The organism is Cryptosporangium arvum DSM 44712 (assembly GCF_000585375.1).
GTDB lineage: Bacteria > Actinomycetota > Actinomycetes > Mycobacteriales > Cryptosporangiaceae > Cryptosporangium > Cryptosporangium arvum.
Window position 1 is genome coordinate 4,068,937 of the sequence record NZ_KK073874.1, and the last position, 17,517, is coordinate 4,086,453.

General features: G+C 71.6%; 17 protein-coding genes and 1 pseudogene. 12 read left to right on the forward strand and 6 right to left on the reverse strand.

From position 1 onward, the window contains the following. The first annotated feature begins 44 nt into the window (after positions 1 to 44). From CRYAR_RS18180 to CRYAR_RS18195, 4 genes are all read left to right on the forward strand, one after another. Positions 45 to 1,721 (forward strand): purine-cytosine permease family protein, encoded by a 1,677-nt coding sequence (locus tag CRYAR_RS18180; protein ID WP_051570567.1) that lies wholly within the window; start codon positions 45 to 47, stop codon positions 1,719 to 1,721. Beyond that, entirely contained in the window at positions 1,721 to 2,290 is a 570-nt protein-coding gene (locus CRYAR_RS18185) for a TetR/AcrR family transcriptional regulator (protein ID WP_035864591.1), read from the forward strand. The genes CRYAR_RS18180 and CRYAR_RS18185 overlap by 1 nt, the downstream gene beginning before the upstream one ends. Then, the gene (locus CRYAR_RS18190) at positions 2,287 to 2,841 is read left to right on the forward strand and encodes a TetR/AcrR family transcriptional regulator (RefSeq protein ID WP_211247520.1); all 555 of its coding nucleotides are present in this window, start codon (positions 2,287 to 2,289) and stop codon (positions 2,839 to 2,841) included. The genes CRYAR_RS18185 and CRYAR_RS18190 overlap by 4 nt, the downstream gene beginning before the upstream one ends. Before the next feature lie 77 nt (positions 2,842 to 2,918). After that, positions 2,919 to 3,887 (forward strand): helix-turn-helix domain-containing protein, encoded by a 969-nt coding sequence (locus CRYAR_RS18195; RefSeq protein WP_051570569.1) that lies wholly within the window; start codon positions 2,919 to 2,921, stop codon positions 3,885 to 3,887. 51 nt (positions 3,888 to 3,938) lie between these two features. Here the strand turns inward: CRYAR_RS18195 and CRYAR_RS50795 are convergent. Further along, a pseudogene (locus tag CRYAR_RS50795) lies at positions 3,939 to 4,525 on the reverse strand (response regulator). Between the two features lie 31 nt (positions 4,526 to 4,556). Then, positions 4,557 to 4,934 (reverse strand): (2Fe-2S) ferredoxin domain-containing protein, encoded by a 378-nt coding sequence (locus CRYAR_RS49665; protein ID WP_245620477.1) that lies wholly within the window; start codon positions 4,932 to 4,934, stop codon positions 4,557 to 4,559. 123 nt (positions 4,935 to 5,057) lie between these two features. Between CRYAR_RS49665 and CRYAR_RS18210 the strand changes: the two genes are divergently transcribed. Genes CRYAR_RS18210 through CRYAR_RS18220 form a run of 3 tightly spaced genes read left to right on the forward strand, consistent with a single transcriptional unit; the run spans position 5,058 to position 9,408 of the window. Continuing rightward, positions 5,058 to 6,569, forward strand: a complete 1,512-nt coding sequence (locus CRYAR_RS18210; RefSeq protein WP_035852399.1) for a hypothetical protein — start codon at positions 5,058 to 5,060, stop codon at positions 6,567 to 6,569. Next, positions 6,566 to 6,919, forward strand: a complete 354-nt coding sequence (locus CRYAR_RS18215; protein ID WP_035852400.1) for a nucleotide exchange factor GrpE — start codon at positions 6,566 to 6,568, stop codon at positions 6,917 to 6,919. The genes CRYAR_RS18210 and CRYAR_RS18215 overlap by 4 nt, the downstream gene beginning before the upstream one ends. Next, positions 6,916 to 9,408, forward strand: coding sequence for an Hsp70 family protein (locus tag CRYAR_RS18220; protein WP_035852401.1), 2,493 nt, complete (start codon positions 6,916 to 6,918; stop codon positions 9,406 to 9,408). Before CRYAR_RS18215 ends, CRYAR_RS18220 begins: the two co-directional genes overlap by 4 nt. A 30-nt stretch (positions 9,409 to 9,438) precedes the next feature. Here the strand turns inward: CRYAR_RS18220 and CRYAR_RS18225 are convergent, their stop codons facing one another. Genes CRYAR_RS18225 through CRYAR_RS18240 form a run of 4 tightly spaced genes read right to left on the reverse strand, consistent with a single transcriptional unit; the run spans position 9,439 to position 12,607 of the window. Further along, positions 9,439 to 10,188 carry an SDR family NAD(P)-dependent oxidoreductase gene (locus CRYAR_RS18225; protein ID WP_035852403.1) on the reverse strand — a complete coding sequence of 250 codons (750 nt, stop codon included), beginning with the start codon at positions 10,186 to 10,188 and terminating at the stop codon, positions 9,439 to 9,441. A 3-nt stretch (positions 10,189 to 10,191) separates the two neighbouring features. Then, positions 10,192 to 11,022, reverse strand: coding sequence for an ABC transporter permease (locus tag CRYAR_RS18230; protein ID WP_035852405.1), 831 nt, complete (start codon positions 11,020 to 11,022; stop codon positions 10,192 to 10,194). A gap of 8 nt (positions 11,023 to 11,030) precedes the next feature. Continuing rightward, positions 11,031 to 11,819 carry an ABC transporter ATP-binding protein gene (locus CRYAR_RS18235; protein ID WP_084700662.1) on the reverse strand — a complete coding sequence of 263 codons (789 nt, stop codon included), beginning with the start codon at positions 11,817 to 11,819 and terminating at the stop codon, positions 11,031 to 11,033. 5 nt (positions 11,820 to 11,824) lie between these two features. Then, on the reverse strand, positions 11,825 to 12,607 hold the full coding sequence (locus tag CRYAR_RS18240; RefSeq protein ID WP_035852408.1) for an IclR family transcriptional regulator: 783 nt from the start codon (positions 12,605 to 12,607) through the stop codon (positions 11,825 to 11,827). A 189-nt stretch (positions 12,608 to 12,796) separates the two neighbouring features. On the opposite strand from CRYAR_RS18240, the gene CRYAR_RS18245 reads away from it, so the two are divergent. Genes CRYAR_RS18245 through CRYAR_RS18265 form a run of 5 tightly spaced genes read left to right on the forward strand, consistent with a single transcriptional unit; the run spans position 12,797 to position 17,501 of the window. Beyond that, positions 12,797 to 13,690: a DUF6282 family protein gene (locus CRYAR_RS18245; RefSeq protein WP_035852409.1), complete on the forward strand. Its 894-nt coding sequence runs from the start codon at positions 12,797 to 12,799 to the stop codon at positions 13,688 to 13,690. Next, complete coding sequence (locus tag CRYAR_RS18250) at positions 13,687 to 14,553, forward strand: cupin domain-containing protein (protein WP_035852410.1); 867 nt, start codon at positions 13,687 to 13,689, stop codon at positions 14,551 to 14,553. Before CRYAR_RS18245 ends, CRYAR_RS18250 begins: the two co-directional genes overlap by 4 nt. Before the next feature lie 15 nt (positions 14,554 to 14,568). After that, the gene (locus tag CRYAR_RS43265) at positions 14,569 to 15,648 is read left to right on the forward strand and encodes an ABC transporter substrate-binding protein (protein ID WP_211247524.1); all 1,080 of its coding nucleotides are present in this window, start codon (positions 14,569 to 14,571) and stop codon (positions 15,646 to 15,648) included. Next, complete coding sequence (locus tag CRYAR_RS18260) at positions 15,649 to 16,842, forward strand: thiolase family protein (RefSeq protein ID WP_035852411.1); 1,194 nt, start codon at positions 15,649 to 15,651, stop codon at positions 16,840 to 16,842. Beyond that, positions 16,839 to 17,501 (forward strand): 3-oxoacid CoA-transferase subunit A, encoded by a 663-nt coding sequence (locus CRYAR_RS18265; RefSeq protein WP_035852412.1) that lies wholly within the window; start codon positions 16,839 to 16,841, stop codon positions 17,499 to 17,501. The genes CRYAR_RS18260 and CRYAR_RS18265 overlap by 4 nt, the downstream gene beginning before the upstream one ends. The last annotated feature ends 16 nt before the right edge of the window (positions 17,502 to 17,517 follow it).

The window sequence follows — 17,517 nt, forward strand, 5'->3', positions numbered from 1 at the left end:
ATCGAAACACCGGGCCGGGAGGATACCCCCGAGGGGGCGCCACTGTGTCGACGGACAACGCGCGCGCGGCCGCGGAGGACAGCCTCGAGGACTACGCCTTCCGCTACGTCCCGCGCACTTTCCGGCGCTGGAGCGCGGCCTCGGTCGGCGCCACCGCCCTCGGATCGATCGCGTTCCTCGCCGATTTCTCGATCGGCGCGAGCATCGGTATCGACCACGGCACCGCCAACGCCGTGCTCGGCATCCTGTTCGCGTCGGTCGTCATCGTCATCGTGGGTGTTCCCGTCGCCTACTACGCCGCCCGCTACAACCTCGACCTCGACCTCATCGCCCGCGGCTCGGGGTTCGGTTACTACGGCTCGATCATCACGACGATGGTCTTCGCCGGTTTCACCTGCATCTTCTTCGCCCTGGAGGGCGCCATCATGGCGCAGGGACTGCAGGTGGCGACCGAGATGCCGCTGTGGCTCGGTTATCTGCTCTCGACCGTCGTCGTGATCCCGATCGTCATCTACGGCATGCGTGCGCTGGAGCGCCTGCAGTTCTGGACCACGCCGCTGTGGCTCGCGCTCGCCCTGCTGCCGCTGCTGTGGATCCTCGTCTCCGACCCCGAGGCGGTGCGCGCCTTCACGACGTTCACCGGCAACTCCGACGGCTCGATCCGGTTCGGCGCCGTGGTGTCGAGCGCGGCCGTGTGCTTCGCCCTCACCCCGCAGCTGGCCGAGCAGATCGATTACCTGCGCGCCATGCCACCGCGCACGTCGTCGAACACGCGCTCGTGGTGGACGTCGTTCGCGTTCGCCGGTCCGGGCTGGGTCGTGTTCAGCGGCACCAAGCAGGTGATCGGCGTGTTCCTCGCGGTCTACCTGCTGGTGAAGGTCGAGCCCACGCTCGGGCACCGCGCGACCGAGCCGGTCCAGCAGTTCGTCGTGATGTACCAGACGCTCGTCCCCGACTGGCTCGCGATCGTTCTCGCGCTCGTGCTCATCGTGGTGGCGCAGGTGAAGATCAACGTGACGAACGCGTACTCGGGCTCGCTCGCGTGGTCGAACGTCTTCACCCGGATGGCGAAGCACTACCCGGGGCGCACGATCTTCGTGCTGTTCAACCTCGTGATCGCCTACGCGCTCATGATGCTCGACGTCTTCACGCTCATCTCGTTCGTGTTGAGCCTCTACGCGAACGTCGTCATGGCCTGGCTCGTGACGATCGCCGCCGACATCGCGATCAACAAGTGGATCCTGCGGATCTCGCCGCGGTTCCCGGAGTTCCGCCGCGGCATGCTGCACGACTGGAACCCGGTCGGGCTGGTGTCGGTGGGGCTCGCCTCGGCGCTGTCGCTGCTCGCGTTCGCCGGGCTGTTCGGCCCGGGGGTCAAGCCGTTCTCGGTGCTCATCGCGATCGGCGTCGCGATGGTCGCCACGCCGGTCACGGCCCTCGCCACGCGGGGGCGCTACTACCTGCGCCGCCGCTCCGACGGCATCGACTCGCCCCGGTTCGACGACGACGGCAACCCCTCGGGGGAGCGGCTGCGCTGCCACGTCACCGGCTACACGTTCGAGCGGCCGGATATGCTGGCCTCGGCCGAGAGGGGGCCGCACGGCGAGGTGCAGTACGTCTCGTCGCTGGCGCTCACGCTCGACGATTCCGATCGCTTCGTGCTTCCGCCCGAAGTCACCGAGCCCCCGCGGTGGGCGGCCGCCCGGTCGAGGGAGGCGTGATGGAGGAGCCGGTCGACACCGCGACCGCGATACTCGCGAGCGCCGTGGTGCTGCTGCGCGGGCGGACGTTCGACGACATCTCCTACCGGGCGCTCGCCGACGAGGTCGGCATCTCGGAACGCACGATCTACCGCCAGTACCCGACCCGCGCGCACCTGCTCGCCGCCCTCTCGGACTGGATCGAGCAGACCTGCTTCCCGCTGCCGCCGTTCGTGACCGTGGCCGACTTCTGCGCCGCCGCCCACGAGCGCTTCCGCGCCTTCGACGCGTCGCCCGCGTACGCGTACGTCAGCGCGCGGGCGTCCGCGATCTCGCCGACGCTCGACGCCGCCGGGCCGGCCTACCTCACGCGGGCGATCGAGGCGATGCTCGAGGTGGCGGCGCCGACGCTCAACCGGCGGGACCGGCGGCGGGTCGCGGCCTCCCTGCGTTACTTCTCGTCGGCGATGTTCTGGGCCCGCCTGCGTACCGGCTTCGACCTGGATGCCGCCGAGATCGGCGACGCGTTCGACCACGCCGTGGGCACCGTGCTCGCGCGGCTGCCCGACGCGACGTGGGTGAAGCCGTGACGCTGAGTGGCACCCAGACGGCGATCCTCGCGGCCTACGCGGAACTGATCGAGGAGCTCGGCAGCGACGACGTGTCGTTCCGGGTCATCGCGCGCCGGGCCGGTATCGCCCAGCGCACAGTGTTCCGCAACTATCCGACGCGTGTCGACCTGCTGCTGGCGACCGCGGCGTGGATCGAGGCGACGCTGTTCGCCCGCGACGAGCTGGACTCGATCTTCGACGTCCCGCTCGCGATTCGCGACGCGATGCAGCGCTACGACGCGCGCCCGGAACTCGCGCACGTCGTCGCCGAGACCGCGATGCGCGGTGTGAGCGGCGCGGCACCGGCGCCCGGCCGGGCGCAGCTCGAGCGGCTGCTCGATGCCGAGGTGCCCTCCCTGGACGCCGCGCAGCGCCGGTCCGTCGTCGCGGCGCTGTCGCATCTGGACTCCGTCGGGACCTGGGTGACGTTCCGCCGCGAGTTCGGCATGGACCAGCGTGACATCGCCGACGCCGCCGCGTGGGCGGCGGAGGCGGTGCTCGACACCATCCGCGACCGCGTCGCCCCGTAACGTCCCCGACGGATCCGGCAGGCGTCGAGCCCGGCCGGTTTGACTCTCCAGTGGCTCGAGACGTGATAGTCACCGGCATGGACGAGCTTTATCCCATCGGTGACGTCGCCCGTCGCACCGGACTCAGCGTGACCACCATCCGGTTCTACGCGGACGCCGGGGTGGTCGTCCCGACCGGGCACAGCGGCGCCGGGTACCGGCTGTACGACGTCCGCGCGATCGCCGCCCTCGAACTCGTCCGCACGCTGCGTGAACTGGGCGCGGGGTTGGACGAGATCCGGCGGGTGCTGGCGGGCGAGGCCGGCGTCCGCGACCTCGCCGCCCACCACCTCGACCTCGTCGAGAGCCAGATCTCCCGCCTCCGGACGCGTCGCGCCGTGCTGCGCACGATCGTCCGCCAGGACAGCGCGATCGAACAGGTGACGATCATGCACGAGTTGGCGACCCTGTCCGACGACGACCGCGACCGGCTCGTCGACGGCTTCTGGACCGAGATCGCGGAAGGCCTCGACGCCGGTGTCCTCGACGACGACGTCCCGCCCTACCGGCCCCGGCTGCCGCAGGACCCGACGACCGAGCAGCTGGAAGCGTGGATCGAGCTGGCCGACCTGGTCATCGAGCCCGGGTTCCGGCAGGCGGTCCGCCGGTATTACGAGCAGCTGTACGCGCCGGAACAGGACCGGGCCTGGAGCGAGGAGGAGATCCAGCGGCAGGTCGCGCTCCTCACCGAAGCGAGGACGGCGGCCGAAGCGGGTCAGCCCGTCGACGCGCCGCCGGCCCGCGAACTGGCGCGCCGCTACGTGGCGCTGGTGATGAGCATGGACGGCGGCCTGGACGCCGCCGAGGCGCGCCGGTTGATCGCCGGCGCCGAGCCGAGCGCACACGTCGATCGGTACCGGCGGTTGTTCGACCGGTACAACGCCCTGGTCGCGATCATCAACGCGATCACGCACCGGCGAGCGGAAGCGCCCGGTGTCACCTGGCTGCACGAGGCGGTCAAGGCCCTGCCCGACACCCCCGACCACGGCGCCCGCAGCGCGGACTGAGTGAGGGCTTGGCGGGGGCCGGTGTCACGGTGGAGGCCCGTCGGCACCGGGTCAGCGCACCAGGCCGATCCGGTGGGCGAGCACCACGGCCTGGACCCGGTCGCGGACCTCGAGCTTGGCGAGGATCCGGCCCACGTGGGTCTTCACCGTGCCCTCGGAGAGCACGAACCGTTCCGCCAGTTCCGGGTTGGAAAGGCCTTCGCCCATCGCCACGAAGATCTCCCGCTCCCGGGGCGTGAGCCTGGCCACCCGCGGATCGTCGGGCGACGCCTGCCCCGGCGTCGGCAGCCGGTCGGCGTACGCGTCCAGCAGGCGCCGGGTGACGCTCGGGGCCACGACCGCGTCGCCGCTGGCCACCGACCGGATCGCCGACACCAGGTCACCGGGGGCGCGTCCTTGAGCAGGAAGCCGCTCGCTCCGGCACGCAGGCCCGCGTACGCGAATTCGTCGAGGTCGAACGTCGTCAGGATGAGCACTCTCGCCTGGCCGGCCTCGACGATCCGGCGGGTGGCCTCGATGCCGTCCGTGCCCGGCATGCGAACGTCCATGACGACGACGTCGGGCCCGAGCCGGGCGGCCTGCCGGATCGCGTCCGCGCCGGCCCCGGCGGGCGGCGACCGCGGCGACCGCGTACCGATGGCCCGGCCCGGCGACCCGGCCTGCCGTCGATCACGCCGGGGGCGGGTCGATCGCGTACAGGTCGAGCGTGGCCGGAGGCTCGGCGATCCCGGGGCCGCCGGCCCGGACCCAGGCGATGACGTCGTCGATCGCGTCCGGGTCCAGGACCAGTCCCAGCCAGGCCGGGCGGCCGCCGGCGCGTCGGCCGGCCGGGCTGGGGTTGACCACGAGGACGTTGGACTGGGCACACCGGTCCAGGCACGCGCTGACCCGGACGCGAATGGTGTCGCCGAGCGCGTCACGCAGGCGGGCGAGTTGTCCGTGGTGATCGACGGAGGGGTGCTTGGTGGTGCTGCCGCAGCAGCAGTCGCGGCAGACGGTGATCATGTGTTCCGGTTCCCGTCGTTCGCCGTGGTCGACCGTCATCATCACATTCGGTCCGCGCTCGGGCGGCGCGGCCCTCGGCGTCACGAGGAGGAAACCCGGCGATCAGCTGGACGACGATTACTAGACTCCGTCTGATCGAGTCGGCGGACACGGGGGAGTGGCACGGTGGACGATCGCCGCGGAGCGGCCGAGCTGGGGAGTGCGCTCCGCGCCGCGAGCCCGGTGGAGCTGTACCGGTTCAACGCTTTCCGGGTGACCGGTCTGCCCGTGGACGCCACCCCGGCCGAGGTCCGCCGGAGCGCCTCGCAGTTGCGGGCGGCCCACGCCCTCGGCGTCGACGCGCAGCTGCCCGGTCAGGTTCTCCCGCTGACCCCGGCACCGTCCCACGAACTCGTCGAACAGGCCCTGGCCCGGTTACGTGACCCGATCAGCCAGGTCGTCGACATGTTCTTCTGGTTCTGGCCGGGCAACGACGCCGCCACCGCGGCGCTGGCGGCCGGTGATCTCGACGGCGCCGAACGCGCCTGGGACGCGGACGGCTCCGCGGCCGCGTCGCACAACCTCGCGGTCCTCAACCACCTGCTCGCCCTCGACGCCGAACACGTGGGCAAGACCCCACCCCGCTACGGAGCCGCGGCCCGGTGGCGCGAGACCTACCGGCACTGGCTGGCCGCCTGGCGCGACGACGCGGTCTGGGTCGAGTTCGCCGACCGGGTGATGGGTCTGCGCCACCCCGGGCTGGACGCGACGGTCGCGGCCACCGTCCGGGACCTGGTGCCGACGGTGGTGATGGCCGGCACCGCCGCGGTCGCCCTGCGGGGGGCCGACCGGGGCTGGGACGACGAGCGCATCCGGGTGCACTGGCGGTTGGTCCACCGGCCGGGCTTCCCCGACGACACCCGCGCCGTCGTCGTCCGGGCGGCCACCGACCAGATCGTCGAGCGGCTGGAGGTACGCCTCGAAAAGGCGGAGCAGGATCTGTCCCACCACCCCGAGCGGGCCGACGAGCTCTCCGAGCGGCTCGCGGAGGCGACCCACCCGCTGCTCGTCAACCTGGAGCTGGCCCGCACCGCCGACTCCGACGCACTGCACGACGGGGTCGCCCGGCTGCTGCTCCGCTGCGCGTACACCGGCCATCAGCATCTCGGGGACTGGGAGCGGACCCGCACGATGCTCCGGCGCGCGCAGCGTCCCGCGCGGGGCGAGATGATCCGCACCCAGGTTCGGGAAGACATCCTCGCGGTGGAACGGATGCTCGAGAACCCCCGGCGCCCGGAAGCCCGGGGCTACACGTACCGGGTCCCCACCCAGGACGAACTGGAGGCGAGCGCCGAGGCCGAGCGGCAGCGCAACATCGAGATCATCCTCGAGGAACTGCGTAAGGTGCCGAACCTGCTCACCGAGGAGCGGGAGGCGGAGGTACGGCGCTTGGGGGCGTCGTTGGGGGCGCTCGGGGGCATCGTGTTCGTCCGTTCGAGTACCTGGGTGGACAACCCGATCGAGGTCGCACGCCGCTACCGGGAGATTTTCGCCGGACGGGACCATCTCGCGAAGGTCCGCCGCGAGGCGCAGGGGCGGCGGTCCCTGCTGGACGAGCTCCGGCGGGAGGCGGACGAGGCGAAGACGCGGCGGTACTTCGATCTCGAGGGCGGCCGGCCGGGGGATGTCTTCCCGTGAGCGACTCCGACGCGGCGACCGTCCGGGAACTGGAGGCGGTGATCGCCGAGGTCGCCACCGGCCTGTGGCGGCTAACCGCCCGGCTCGGGGATGCCCCGGAGCGCGACCGGCGTCCGGTGGAGCGACTCGTCGAGGTGCTCGCCGACCGGGGAATCCGGGTGCACGACCCGCGTGACCGCCCCTTCCACCCCGGGTTGCCGGTGGAGGTCGTGGCCTATCAGCCCACTCCCGGCATCCGCGAGGAGACGGTGATCGACGTCGAGCGCCCGACCGTGTACCGCGGGGCGAGCGTCCTGCAGCGCGCCCGGGTCGTCGTCGGCGTTCCGGACGAGGAGGTCGGTACCGCGTGAGCACGATCGACTACGGCATCGACCTCGGCACCACGAACAGCGCGATCGCCGCGCTGAGCGGTGTCGACACGCGGATCGTCAAGAACAACGACGACCAGGACACCACTCCGTCGGCCGTCTGGGTCGACCGCCGGGACCGGGTGTTCGTCGGGCGCGCCGCGCGGGACCGGGCCGAGGCCGACCCCGGGAACACCTGTACCGAGTTCAAGCTCCGGATGGGTACGGCGGGCGCCGAGAAGCACTTCGCCGCCGGCGGCCGGACGATGAGCCCGGAGCAGCTCTCCGCCGAGGTGCTCCGGTCGCTGCGCGCCGACGTCCACCAGCGCGACGGCGTCGAGCTCGACGCGGCCGTGATCACCGTGCCCGCCGCGTTCGAGCTGGGTGCCTGCGAGGCCACCCGGCGCGCCGCGGCGCTCGCCGGGTTGCGCACCACCCCGCTGCTGCAGGAGCCGACCGCCGCCGCGTACGCGTACGGCTTCCAGTCCGGGGAGGACGCCCGCTGGCTCGTCTACGACCTGGGCGGGGGCACGTTCGACGCGGCGGTCGTGCAGCTGCGTGACGGCGAGTTCACCGTTCTCACCCACCGGGGCGACCCGTTCCTGGGCGGCAAGCTCGTCGACTGGCGCATCGTCGAGACCCTCCTGGTGCCCGCGGTGGCGGCCGAGTTCGGCCTGGACGACCTGAGCCGCGGCAACCCCCGGTGGACGGCGGTGCTCAGCCGGCTCAAGCTGGCGGCCGAGGCGGCCAAGATCCGGCTGTCCCGGGCGCCGAGCGTCGACGTCCTCCTCGAGCTGGACCTCGGCGAGCCGGGGCGGCACGAGTTCGAGTTCGAGGTGCACCGGGCCGACGTCGAGCGGCTCACCGAGCCGTACCTGATCCGGTCGGTCAACCTGTGCCGTCAGGCCCTCGCCGATTCCCGCCTCGCGCCGGACGACCTCGCCCGCGTGCTGCTGGTCGGCGGCCCGACGCTCTCCCCCTACCTCCGGGAGTGGCTGGCCGACGCCGACCACGGCCTCGGCGTCCGGCTCGACCACAGCCAGGACCCGATCACCGCGGTCGCCCGGGGTGCCGCGATCTTCGCCGGCACCCAGCGGCGGCCCGGGCCGGCGCCGGTCCCGGACGTGCCGGGCGCCCGGCTCCGGATGGCGGTGGAGTACGCCCCGATCGGACCGGACACCGAGCCGTTGATCGCCGGGCGCCTCCTCCCGGCCGGCGAGGACCGCACGCCGGACCTCGTCGGCCACCGGGTGGAGCTGATCAGCGACGACCCGGGCGCCGTCTGGCGCAGCGGCCAGTACCCGGTCGGACCGGACGGGTTCTTCGCCGTTCCGGCCTGGGCCGAACGCGGCCGGCGCAACACCTACCGGATCACGGTCACCGACCCCGCCGGCACACCGATCGACGTCCCGCACGACCCGATCACGTACACGGTGGGGATCGTCGAGACCAGCCCGCTCCTGACGAACTCGATCGGCGTCGGGCTCGAGGGCAACACCCGGCAGTGGCTGGTGCGGCGGGGCACCCCGCTCCCCGCCTACGGCCGGGTGACGCTGCGCACCGCGGTCGACGTCGGCCGCGGCGGCCACGGCGGCGTGCTCCGGATCCCGTTCCTGGAAGGCGAGCACGCCAGGGCCGACCGCAACCGGCAGATCGGCCGGCTCGAGGTCGTCGCCGCGCAGGTGAGCCGCGACCTGCCGGAAGGCAGCGAGGTCCAGGTACGCCTCGAGATCGACGCGTCCCGGCTGATCACGGCCCGGGCCTACGTGCCGATCCTGGACGAGGAGTTCGAGCACGTGGTCCGGCTGGGGACCGAGACGGCGCCCGCGCACGCCGTGCTGAGCGCCGAGCTCGAGGTCGAACGACGTCGCCTGGCCGCGGTCCGGCAGCGGCAGCGCGACGTCGCCAGCCCGGTCGCCGAGATCGACCTGTTCCGCATCGACGACGAACGGATCGAGCCGGAGGTCGCGGCGCTCGTCGATGCGGCGCGTGCCGACCCGGACGCCGCCTCCGCCGCCGGACGCCGTTTGCTCGACCTGCGTGCCGCCGTCGACGCGGTCGAGGACGCGCTGGAGTGGCCGGAGCTGGTCAGCGGCGTGGAGCAGGCGATCGAGGAGGTGCGCCGCCTCGTCGCCACCGACGGGGACGCCGGTGACCGCCGTCGACTCGACGAGCTCTCGGCCACGGCGCGGCGGGCCGTCGACGACCGTGACCCCCGGCTGCTCCGCGTCCAGTTCTCCGAGCTGGCCGAGGTGGCGGTGACGATCCTCGATCGCAGTGGCCGCCTCGACGTGATGGTCTTCGAGGATCTGGCCCGCCGCCGGGGCGAGTTGCTCGACCGGGCTCAGGGCGACGCGCTGCTGGAACGGGGGCGGCAGGCCGTGGCCGGCGGCGACCACGCGACGCTGCGCAACCTCAACGTCCGGCTGCGTGGGCTGTTGCCGGTTCCGCCGCCGCCGCCCGACCCGTTCAGCACCGTGCGGAGGGCCTGACCCGTCCCGGCGCCGGGCGCGCCGCCGCGGTCAGCGGTCGTCGCGCGGCTGGTCGACGTGGGTGATCAGGTTGATGCCGCCGTCGACGTGGATCACCTCGCCGGTGACGAACGGGACCTTGGTGAGCGCGAGAACCATCGCGGCGACGTCGGCGGGTTGCCCGAGCCGGCCCAGCGGGGTCATCGCCGCGGTGCGCGCCGCCCGCGGACCGAGGCTGCCCGAGGTCAGCCGGGTCTCGACCGGCCCCGGAGCGATCGCGTTCACCCGGACGTCCGGGCCGACGGCCTTGGCCAGCAGCCGCGTCAGGTGGTCGAGCGCGGCCTTGCTGACCGAGTAGGGGATCGAGCTGCCGAGGGGGCGCGAGCCGCCCACCGAGGTGATGTTGACGATCTGGCTGCCGGGTTCCATGACCTTCACGGCGGCGACGGAGACCTGCCACGTCCCGACGACGTTGACGCCGAGGATCCGGTGCCAGTCGTCGGCGGTGATCGCGTCCAGGTCGGGGTGGGGGACCGGTCGCGCCACCCCGGCGTTGTTCACCAGCAGGTCGAGCCGGCCGTACCGCTCCACGGCCGTCTCCACCAGGCGCACGGCGTCGATGGGGTCGGCGATGTCGGCCCGGACGTAGCTCGCCCCGGGGAGCTCGGCCGCGAGCCGCTCACCGGCGTCGACCGAGGTGGCCGAGGTGACCACGACGTGGAAGCCGTCGGCCGCGAGCGCGCGGGCGATCCCTTCGCCGATCCCGGAACTGGAACCGGTCACGATGGCGACGCGCGCCACGGCTCAGACCCCGCCGGCGGCGTCGGGGGTGCTGGTCCAGAAGATCAGCCACTTGCCGAGCTGCACGACGATCGCGTGCAGTGCGATGCCGATCGCCGACAGCACGACGATCACCGCGAACGTCCGGGCCACGTCCAGGGTGAAGTTCGTCGCCTGGATCAGGTAGCCGAGACCCTCGGAGCTGCCCACGAACTCCGCGACGACGGCGCCGGTCACCGACAGGATGACCGCGACCTCGAGCCCGGCGAAGATGTGCGGAAGCGCCGACGGGATCTGCAGGTGCCGCATGACCTGCACGCGTGACGCGCCGAAGGACCGGAGCATCTCGACCTGCTCGTGGGCGGCGGACCGGAACCCCAGGACGGCGTTGATGAGGAGCGGGAAGAACGCGATCAGGGCGACGGTCAGCACCTTCGAGCTGATCCCGATACCGAACCAGACGATCAGCAGCGGCGCCATGGCGACCTTGGGGATGGTCTGGGTCAGGATGAGCAGCGGGAAGAGCACGCGCTCCACCGGCCGGAACTGGGTGATGAGCACCGCGGAGACCAGCGCCGAGCCGACCGCGATGCCGAACCCGATCAGGATCTCCTTCAGGGTGACGACCGAGTGGGTGATCAGGCTGCCGTCCCGGAAGCCGTCGACCAGGGAGTCGGCGACGGCCGTGGGCGCGGGGACGAGGATGTCCGAGACGTCGAACACCTTCACGACGAACTGCCAGACCACCAGCAGCCCGACGAACACCAGCACGCTGTAGGTGATCTCCGGTACCCGGCGGCGTCGGCGGCGGACCGGGGTGTCCGAGGCCTCCGGGGCGGCGAGCGTGGTCGACATCAGAACTCCTAGTGGGCGCTGTGCTCGGAGTCGAGCAGCTTGCGGATCTTCAGGACGATCTCGCCGAACTCGGGGGTGTTGATGTTCTCGAGCCGCCGCGGCCGGGGGAGCGCGACCTCGACGACGTCCGCCAGCCGGCCGGGGCGCGGGGTCATGACCACGACGCGGTCGGCGAGGAGCACCGCCTCGGGGATGCTGTGCGTCACGAACAGCACGGTCTTGCGGTCGGATTCCCAGATCCGCAGCAGGTCCAGGCCCATCTGGTCGCGGGTCATCGCGTCGAGGGCGCCGAACGGCTCGTCCATGAGCAGGATGCGCGGGTCGTGCATCAGGGCGCGGCCGATCCCGACCCGCTGCTGCATCCCGCCGGAGAGCTCGTTGGGGTACCGGTCGCCGAACTCCTCCAGGCCGAGCATCACCAGCAGCTCGTCGGCCTTCGCCCGGGTCGCGGCGTCCCGGGTGCGGTGGAGGTCGGGCGAGGTCAGCAGGTTCTTGCGCACGGTGCGCCAGGGCAGCAGCAGCGGCTGCTGGAAGACCATGCCGAGCTGGTTGCGGTGGGTGTCCTCCGACGGGGAGAACGTGACCTGTCCGGAGGTCTGGCGCGACAGGCCCATGAGGATCCGCAGCAGCGTGCTCTTGCCGCAGCCGCTGGGGCCGACGATGGAGATGAACTCACCGGCCCGGACGCGGAGCGAGACGTCGTCGAGCGCCTGGACCGTCCCGCCGGACTTCGTCGGGTACAGCATGGACAGTGCGTCCACGCGGATCACGCAGTCGGTGTCGGTACTTGTCGGCATGCCTGTCACTCCTCACCTGGTTCGGGCCACGTGCCACCCATTTCCTTGGTCAGCCGCTTGCAGGCGGCCTTCAACGCGGTGGCCTCCCGCGAGTCCAACGCCGCCGGCAGCATCCGCTCGGTGCCGACGGCCGCGATCGTGGCGCAGATCCCGCTCGCCGCGAACACCGGCGCCGCGAGGATGCAGATGCCGCGGTGGTTGACGTCGCTGCTCATCCCGGCCTGCCGGATCGTCGCGATCCGGCTGCGGACGTCGGTGCGCTGGGGCTCGGGGAGGCTGCCGGTGAGCCGGTCGGCGTGGAACTGGTCGGGGAGGAAGGCCAGGAAGACCTTGGCCTGCGAGGAGTTCAGGGCGAGCTGCGAGCCCACGCGCACCGTCACCAGCGTGGGATGGTCGGCCTCCTCCACCAGGGAGACCACCGGGCCGGAGGCGCCCCACAGCGACAGCACGGTGCTCACCTTGATCTCGAGTGCGAGCTCACGCAGGTAGGCCGGCGCCATCTGCATGATGCGCTGCTGTCCGAGCATGAAGCTGCCGAGTTGCAGGATCGACCGTCCGGGACGGACCAGCGCGGACTCCTCCACCCGCTCGAGCAGGCCGGAGCTGATCATCGAGCTGAAGTAGCGGTGCACGGTGGTCCGCTTCAGACCGAGCCGGCGGGTGGCCTCCGCGACCGAGAGCTCCGGCGTCTCCGGACCGAACAGCCCGAGGATCTGCGCGGTCCGGCTCACCGCCTGGATGTCCTGCTCCCGAGCCGTCTCCGGCTTGTCGTCCTGGTCCTCGGTCATGGCCTGACACCTGTTCCGTTGAGCGTCCACAAAGAGCACGCGTCGTTCGCAGTACGGACGGAGATTAAGCGTGTCCTCCGGCGTACGGCAAGGGTTGCCTGCGGATTCGCCGCGCCACTCCACTCTTGACAGACCGCATAGCGAACTCACAGTCTGTGATGCGAACGCCCGGCGATGCCTGGAGGCTTCATGAGCGAGACACCCGCAATCGTCAAGCTGCTGAACGGCTGCGTGGACCTGCACTGCCATTCCGGCCCGAACCCGTTCCCTCGACGCATCGACCACGCCGAGGCCGGAAAGGACGGCGAGCGGCTCGGCATGCGGGGCGTGCTGGTGAAATCCCACCACCACAACACCGTCATGGACCTGCTCGCGATGAGCGATCGGCTGGCGACGATCCGCACCCCGGTCTTCGGCGGCATCACCCTGAACAGCATGGTCGGCGGCATCAATCCGCAGGCGGTGGCCATGTCGCTGCGGATGGGGGGCCGGGCCGTGTGGTTCCCGACGTTCTCGGCCGGCCGGCACATCGACTGCCATCCGGAGGGCGTCGGCTTCCCCACGGCGAGCGTCGAGGTGCCCTCCTCCCGGGTCGACGTCCACCAGGCGGACGGCGAGCTCATCCCGGAGGTCCACGAGGTGCTCGACCTGGTGAAGGAGAGCGGCGCGATGGTGACCGGCGGCCACATGGAGACCGAGTCGATCACCCAGCTGTTCGCCGCGGCCAAGGACAAGGGCATCACCCGGATGCTGCTCAACCACCCCGACTACGTCATCGGCGCGGACGAGGCGAAGTGCCGTGAGCTCGTCGGCTACGGGGCGTTCATCGAGCACGAGACCGGCTTCTACGACCCCGAGGGCACCAAGAAGTGGGACCCGAAGCTGCTCCTGGACTGGATCGAGAAGATCGGCCCCGAGCACACCGTGATCGCCTCCGACCTCGGTCAGAAGGATCGGCCGCTGCCGGTGGACTCCTATCTCCGCGTCGCGACCGCGCTGCTGGACCTCGGCTTGGACGAGCGGTCGCTACGCCAGATCTTCTGCGACAACCCGGCGTTCCTGCTCGGACTGGAGGACCGATGAGCACCCTGGCCACCCCGCCCGACGTCGAGTTCTCCGACCTCGGCACGGGCGATCCCGACGAGACGACCCCCGGCGGATCGTCGACCTGGTACTTCCGCGGGCACAACTTCGTGCTCGCCCACACGACGCTCGTCGCCGGCGACGAGCTGGCACGGGCCGACCAGCCGGACGAGTACGTCGTGATCCTCCCCTACGAGGAGTGCGGCATCGAGGTGCGCGCGTCGCAGGAGGTCGCGTCGGTCTCGGGCCGAGCGGTGGTGATGGTCCCGCCGGGCCGCAGTGCGATCGTCGGCGTCGAGGACTGCACGGTCGTGCGGCTGTTCAGCTGCCGGTCCGCCGACCTGCTCGACAAGGCACGCAACCGGAGCTCGTACGCCGAGCCGCACCCGAACGTCCGGCCGTTCGAGCCGTGGCCGGACCCGCCGGAGGGCTATCGCATCCTGCCCTACCGGCTGGCCGACCTGGCCGTGACGCCGGACGCCGTCCGCCCGGGCCAGATCGTGCGGTGCAGCACGTTCATGGTCAACTTCCTGGCCCCCCGGGTCGGTCCGCGCGATCCGGACAGCCTCTCTCCGCACGACCACGACGACTTCGAGCAGTGTTCGCTCGCCGTGGAGGGGGAGTACGTCCACCACCTGCGGACCCCGTGGTCGAAGCGGCGCCGCGAGTGGCGCGAGGACCGGCACCTGCGGTGCGGCAGCCCGTCGGTGGCCGTGATCCCGCCGCCGATGATCCACACCAGCGAGGCCGTGGGCCCGGAGACCAACCAGCTGATCGACATCTTCTGCCCGCCGCGTCTGGACTTCTCCCGGACGCCGGGCCGAGTGCTCAACGAAGACGCCTACCCGTTACCCCACCAGTAAGAGGAAGGGTCCATCGTGAAGACCAGACGAGCGATGAAGCTCGTGAGTGGTGCGGTCGCCGTCCTGTGCGCGGCCGCGACGTTGAGCGCGTGCGGATCCGACGACTCGGCCTCGTCCGGCGGGCTGACGCCGGTGAAGTTCGCGATGGCGTCCCCGAGCTGGAACGCCGGCTTCGCGGTCATGGCGGTCGTGGAGGCCGAGGGCTTCTACCAGGAGGAGGGGCTGAAGGTCACGACGAACCTGTTCCCGTCGGCCACCCAGGCCGCGCAGCAGGTCGCCGGAGGCGGGGCCGACGTCGGTCTCATGACGGTCGAGCCGGTGGCCATCGGGCACGACAAGGACCTGGACCTGGCCTACTTCAGCTCCTACTGGCCGAAGTGGATCTACAGCCTGCAGGTGCCGGAGGGTTCGGACGTGAAGAGCATCGCCGACCTGAAAGGCAAGAAGATCGGCGTCACCGCGGTCGCGAGCTCCGGCGCGACGTTCGCCCGGACCGCGATGAAGCTCAACGGGATGAGCGAGAACGACGCCAGCCTGGTGCCGATCGGTGCCGGCCCCCAGCAGATCAACGCGATCAAGAGCGGCCAGGTCGACGCGTTGGCGCTCTGGGACATCCAGTACCAGAGCGTCAAGAACGCCGGCATCACGCTGACGCCGCTTCCGGTCACCGAGACGGCGGACGCGTGGGGCGGCGGCTTCGCGACGACCCGGAAGAACCTCGGGGCCAAGAAGGACGTCCTCGAACGGTTCGGTCGTGCGGTGGCCAAGGCGTTCGCCTTCTCGAAGGCCAACCCCGAGGCCGCGGTCCGCGACCTGTGGAAACTCCACCCGGAGACCCGCGGCTCCGGCTCGGAGGCGAAGGCGCTGGCCGACGGGGTCAAGGTCCTCCAGGTGCGCCTGGAGGGACAGGGCTTCGACGACAAGACCCTGGGCCGGATCGACGAGGCGGCGTTCACCCGGTCGCTCGACTTCCTGGCGTCGGCCGACCTGATCAAGAAGTTCCCGGCGAAGGACGTCTACACCGACGAGCTGTTCACCGCGTTCAACAACTTCTCCTACGAGGACGTCGTCAAACGAGCAGAGAGCGCCGGCTGAATGAGCAGCTCGTTCGTGTACGCGTCGGTCCGGACCCCGTTCGGCCGGTTCAACGGAGCCCTGGCCGACACGAGGCCCGACGATCTGGCCGCGACCGCACTGAAAGGACTTCTCGACCGCTCGCCGGGCCTCGATCCCGGACTGGTCGGTGACGTGTTCTGGGGCAACGCCAACGGCGCCGGCGAGGACAACCGGAACGTCGGCCGGATGGCCGTGCTGCTGGCGGGCCTGCCGGTCTCGGTGACCGCCACCACGGTGAACCGGCTCTGCGGCTCGTCGCTGGACGCCGCGATGATGGCCACGCGCATGATCGAGGTCGGCGACGCGGAGATCGCGATCGCCGGCGGCGTGGAGTCGATGACGCGGGCGCCGTGGGTGCTGCCGAAGCCGTCGCGCCGGTATCCGGCCGGCGACGTCACCGCCGTCTCCACGACGCTGGGCTGGCGCCTGGTGAACGAGCGGATGCCGGCCGAGTGGACGGCCTCGCTGGGCGAGTGCAACGAGCAGCTGCAGGAGAAGTTCTCGATCTCGCGCGAGCGGCAGGACGAGTTCGGCGCCCGCTCGCACCGTCTCGCCGCGCAGGCGTGGGACAGGGGCTTCTACGACGACCTCGTGGTGCCCGTGCGCGGCACCGACCTGGTCCGGGACGAGAGCATCCGGGCCGACACCTCGGTCGACAAGCTGGCCGGGCTGAAGCCGGCGTTCCGGCCCGACGGGACGATCACCGCGGGCAACTGCTCCCCGCTGAACGACGGGGCGAGCGCGGTGCTGCTGGGTTCGGCGGGCGCGGCCGCGTCCATCGGCCGGGACCCGGTCGCGCGGATCGCCGGTCGCGGCGGGGCGGCGCTGGAGCCGCAGCACTTCGGCTACGCCCCGGTCGACGCGGCCGACCGGGCACTGGAGCGGGCCGGCATCACCTGGGCCGACGTCGGCGCCGTCGAGCTCAACGAGGCGTTCGCCGTCCAGTCGATCGCCTGCGTCGACGCCTGGCTCGAGCTCGGGCTGCCGGACGCCGAGCTCGTCAACGCCACCGGCGGGGCGATCGCCATCGGGCACCCACTGGGCGCCTCGGGCGGGCGCGTCCTCGGGACCCTCGCGGCGCGGCTCGTGGAGTCCGGCGAGCGGTGGGGCGTGGCCGCGATCTGCATCGGCGTGGGTCAAGGCCTGGCCGTCGTGCTCGAGAACGTCGCATGACGCTGCTCTGCGCCTCGGCCGACGAGGCGGTCAGCGGCATCGCCGACGGCTCGACGGTGCTCGTCGGCGGCTTCGGCACCGCGGGCATGCCGTTCGCGCTGATCGACGCGCTCATCCGGCAGGGAGCGCGGGAGCTCACGGTCGTGTCGAACAACGCGGGCAACGCCGACACCGGGCTCGCGGCGCTGCTCGCGGCCGGGCAGGTGCGCAAGATCGTGTGCTCGTTCCCCCGCCAGACCGACTCCTGGGTCTTCGACCGCCTGTACCGCAGCGGGACGATCGAGCTCGAGGTCGCGCCCCAGGGGAACCTGGCCGAGCGCATGCGCGCCGCCGGAGCCGGGATCGGCGGGTTCTACACCCGCACCGGAGTCGGAACCCTGCTCGCGGAGGGAAAGGAGACCCGTGAGATCGACGGCCGGACGTACGTGTTCGAGCGGCCCATCGCCGCCGACGTCGCGCTCATCAGCGCCCACACCGCGGACACCCTCGGGAACCTCGTCTACCGCAAGACCGCACGCAACTTCGCACCCGTCATGGCCACGGCCGCGACGACCACCGTCGTGCAGGTGCCGCACGTCGTCGAGCCGGGAGCGCTGGATCCGGAGGCCGTGGTGACCCCGGGCATCTACGTCGATCGAATCGTGCGGGTGACGTCGTGAGCGGCCCGCTCGGACG

What these genes read in the sequence shown, in the direction of transcription:
- CRYAR_RS18245 (WP_035852409.1), top strand. Translation starts at nt 12,797, where the DNA reads ATGAGCGAGACACCCGCAATCGTCAAGCTGCTGAACGGCTGCGTGGAC.
- CRYAR_RS18240 (WP_035852408.1), bottom strand. Translation starts at nt 12,607, where the DNA reads ATGACCGAGGACCAGGACGACAAGCCGGAGACGGCTCGGGAGCAGGAC.
- CRYAR_RS18195 (WP_051570569.1), top strand. Translation starts at nt 2,919, where the DNA reads ATGGACGAGCTTTATCCCATCGGTGACGTCGCCCGTCGCACCGGACTC.
- CRYAR_RS49665 (WP_245620477.1), bottom strand. Translation starts at nt 4,934, where the DNA reads ATGATGACGGTCGACCACGGCGAACGACGGGAACCGGAACACATGATC.
- CRYAR_RS18235 (WP_084700662.1), bottom strand. Translation starts at nt 11,819, where the DNA reads ATGCCGACAAGTACCGACACCGACTGCGTGATCCGCGTGGACGCACTG.
- CRYAR_RS18230 (WP_035852405.1), bottom strand. Translation starts at nt 11,022, where the DNA reads ATGTCGACCACGCTCGCCGCCCCGGAGGCCTCGGACACCCCGGTCCGC.
- CRYAR_RS18250 (WP_035852410.1), top strand. Translation starts at nt 13,687, where the DNA reads ATGAGCACCCTGGCCACCCCGCCCGACGTCGAGTTCTCCGACCTCGGC.
- CRYAR_RS18265 (WP_035852412.1), top strand. Translation starts at nt 16,839, where the DNA reads ATGACGCTGCTCTGCGCCTCGGCCGACGAGGCGGTCAGCGGCATCGCC.
- CRYAR_RS18260 (WP_035852411.1), top strand. Translation starts at nt 15,649, where the DNA reads ATGAGCAGCTCGTTCGTGTACGCGTCGGTCCGGACCCCGTTCGGCCGG.
- CRYAR_RS18185 (WP_035864591.1), top strand. Translation starts at nt 1,721, where the DNA reads ATGGAGGAGCCGGTCGACACCGCGACCGCGATACTCGCGAGCGCCGTG.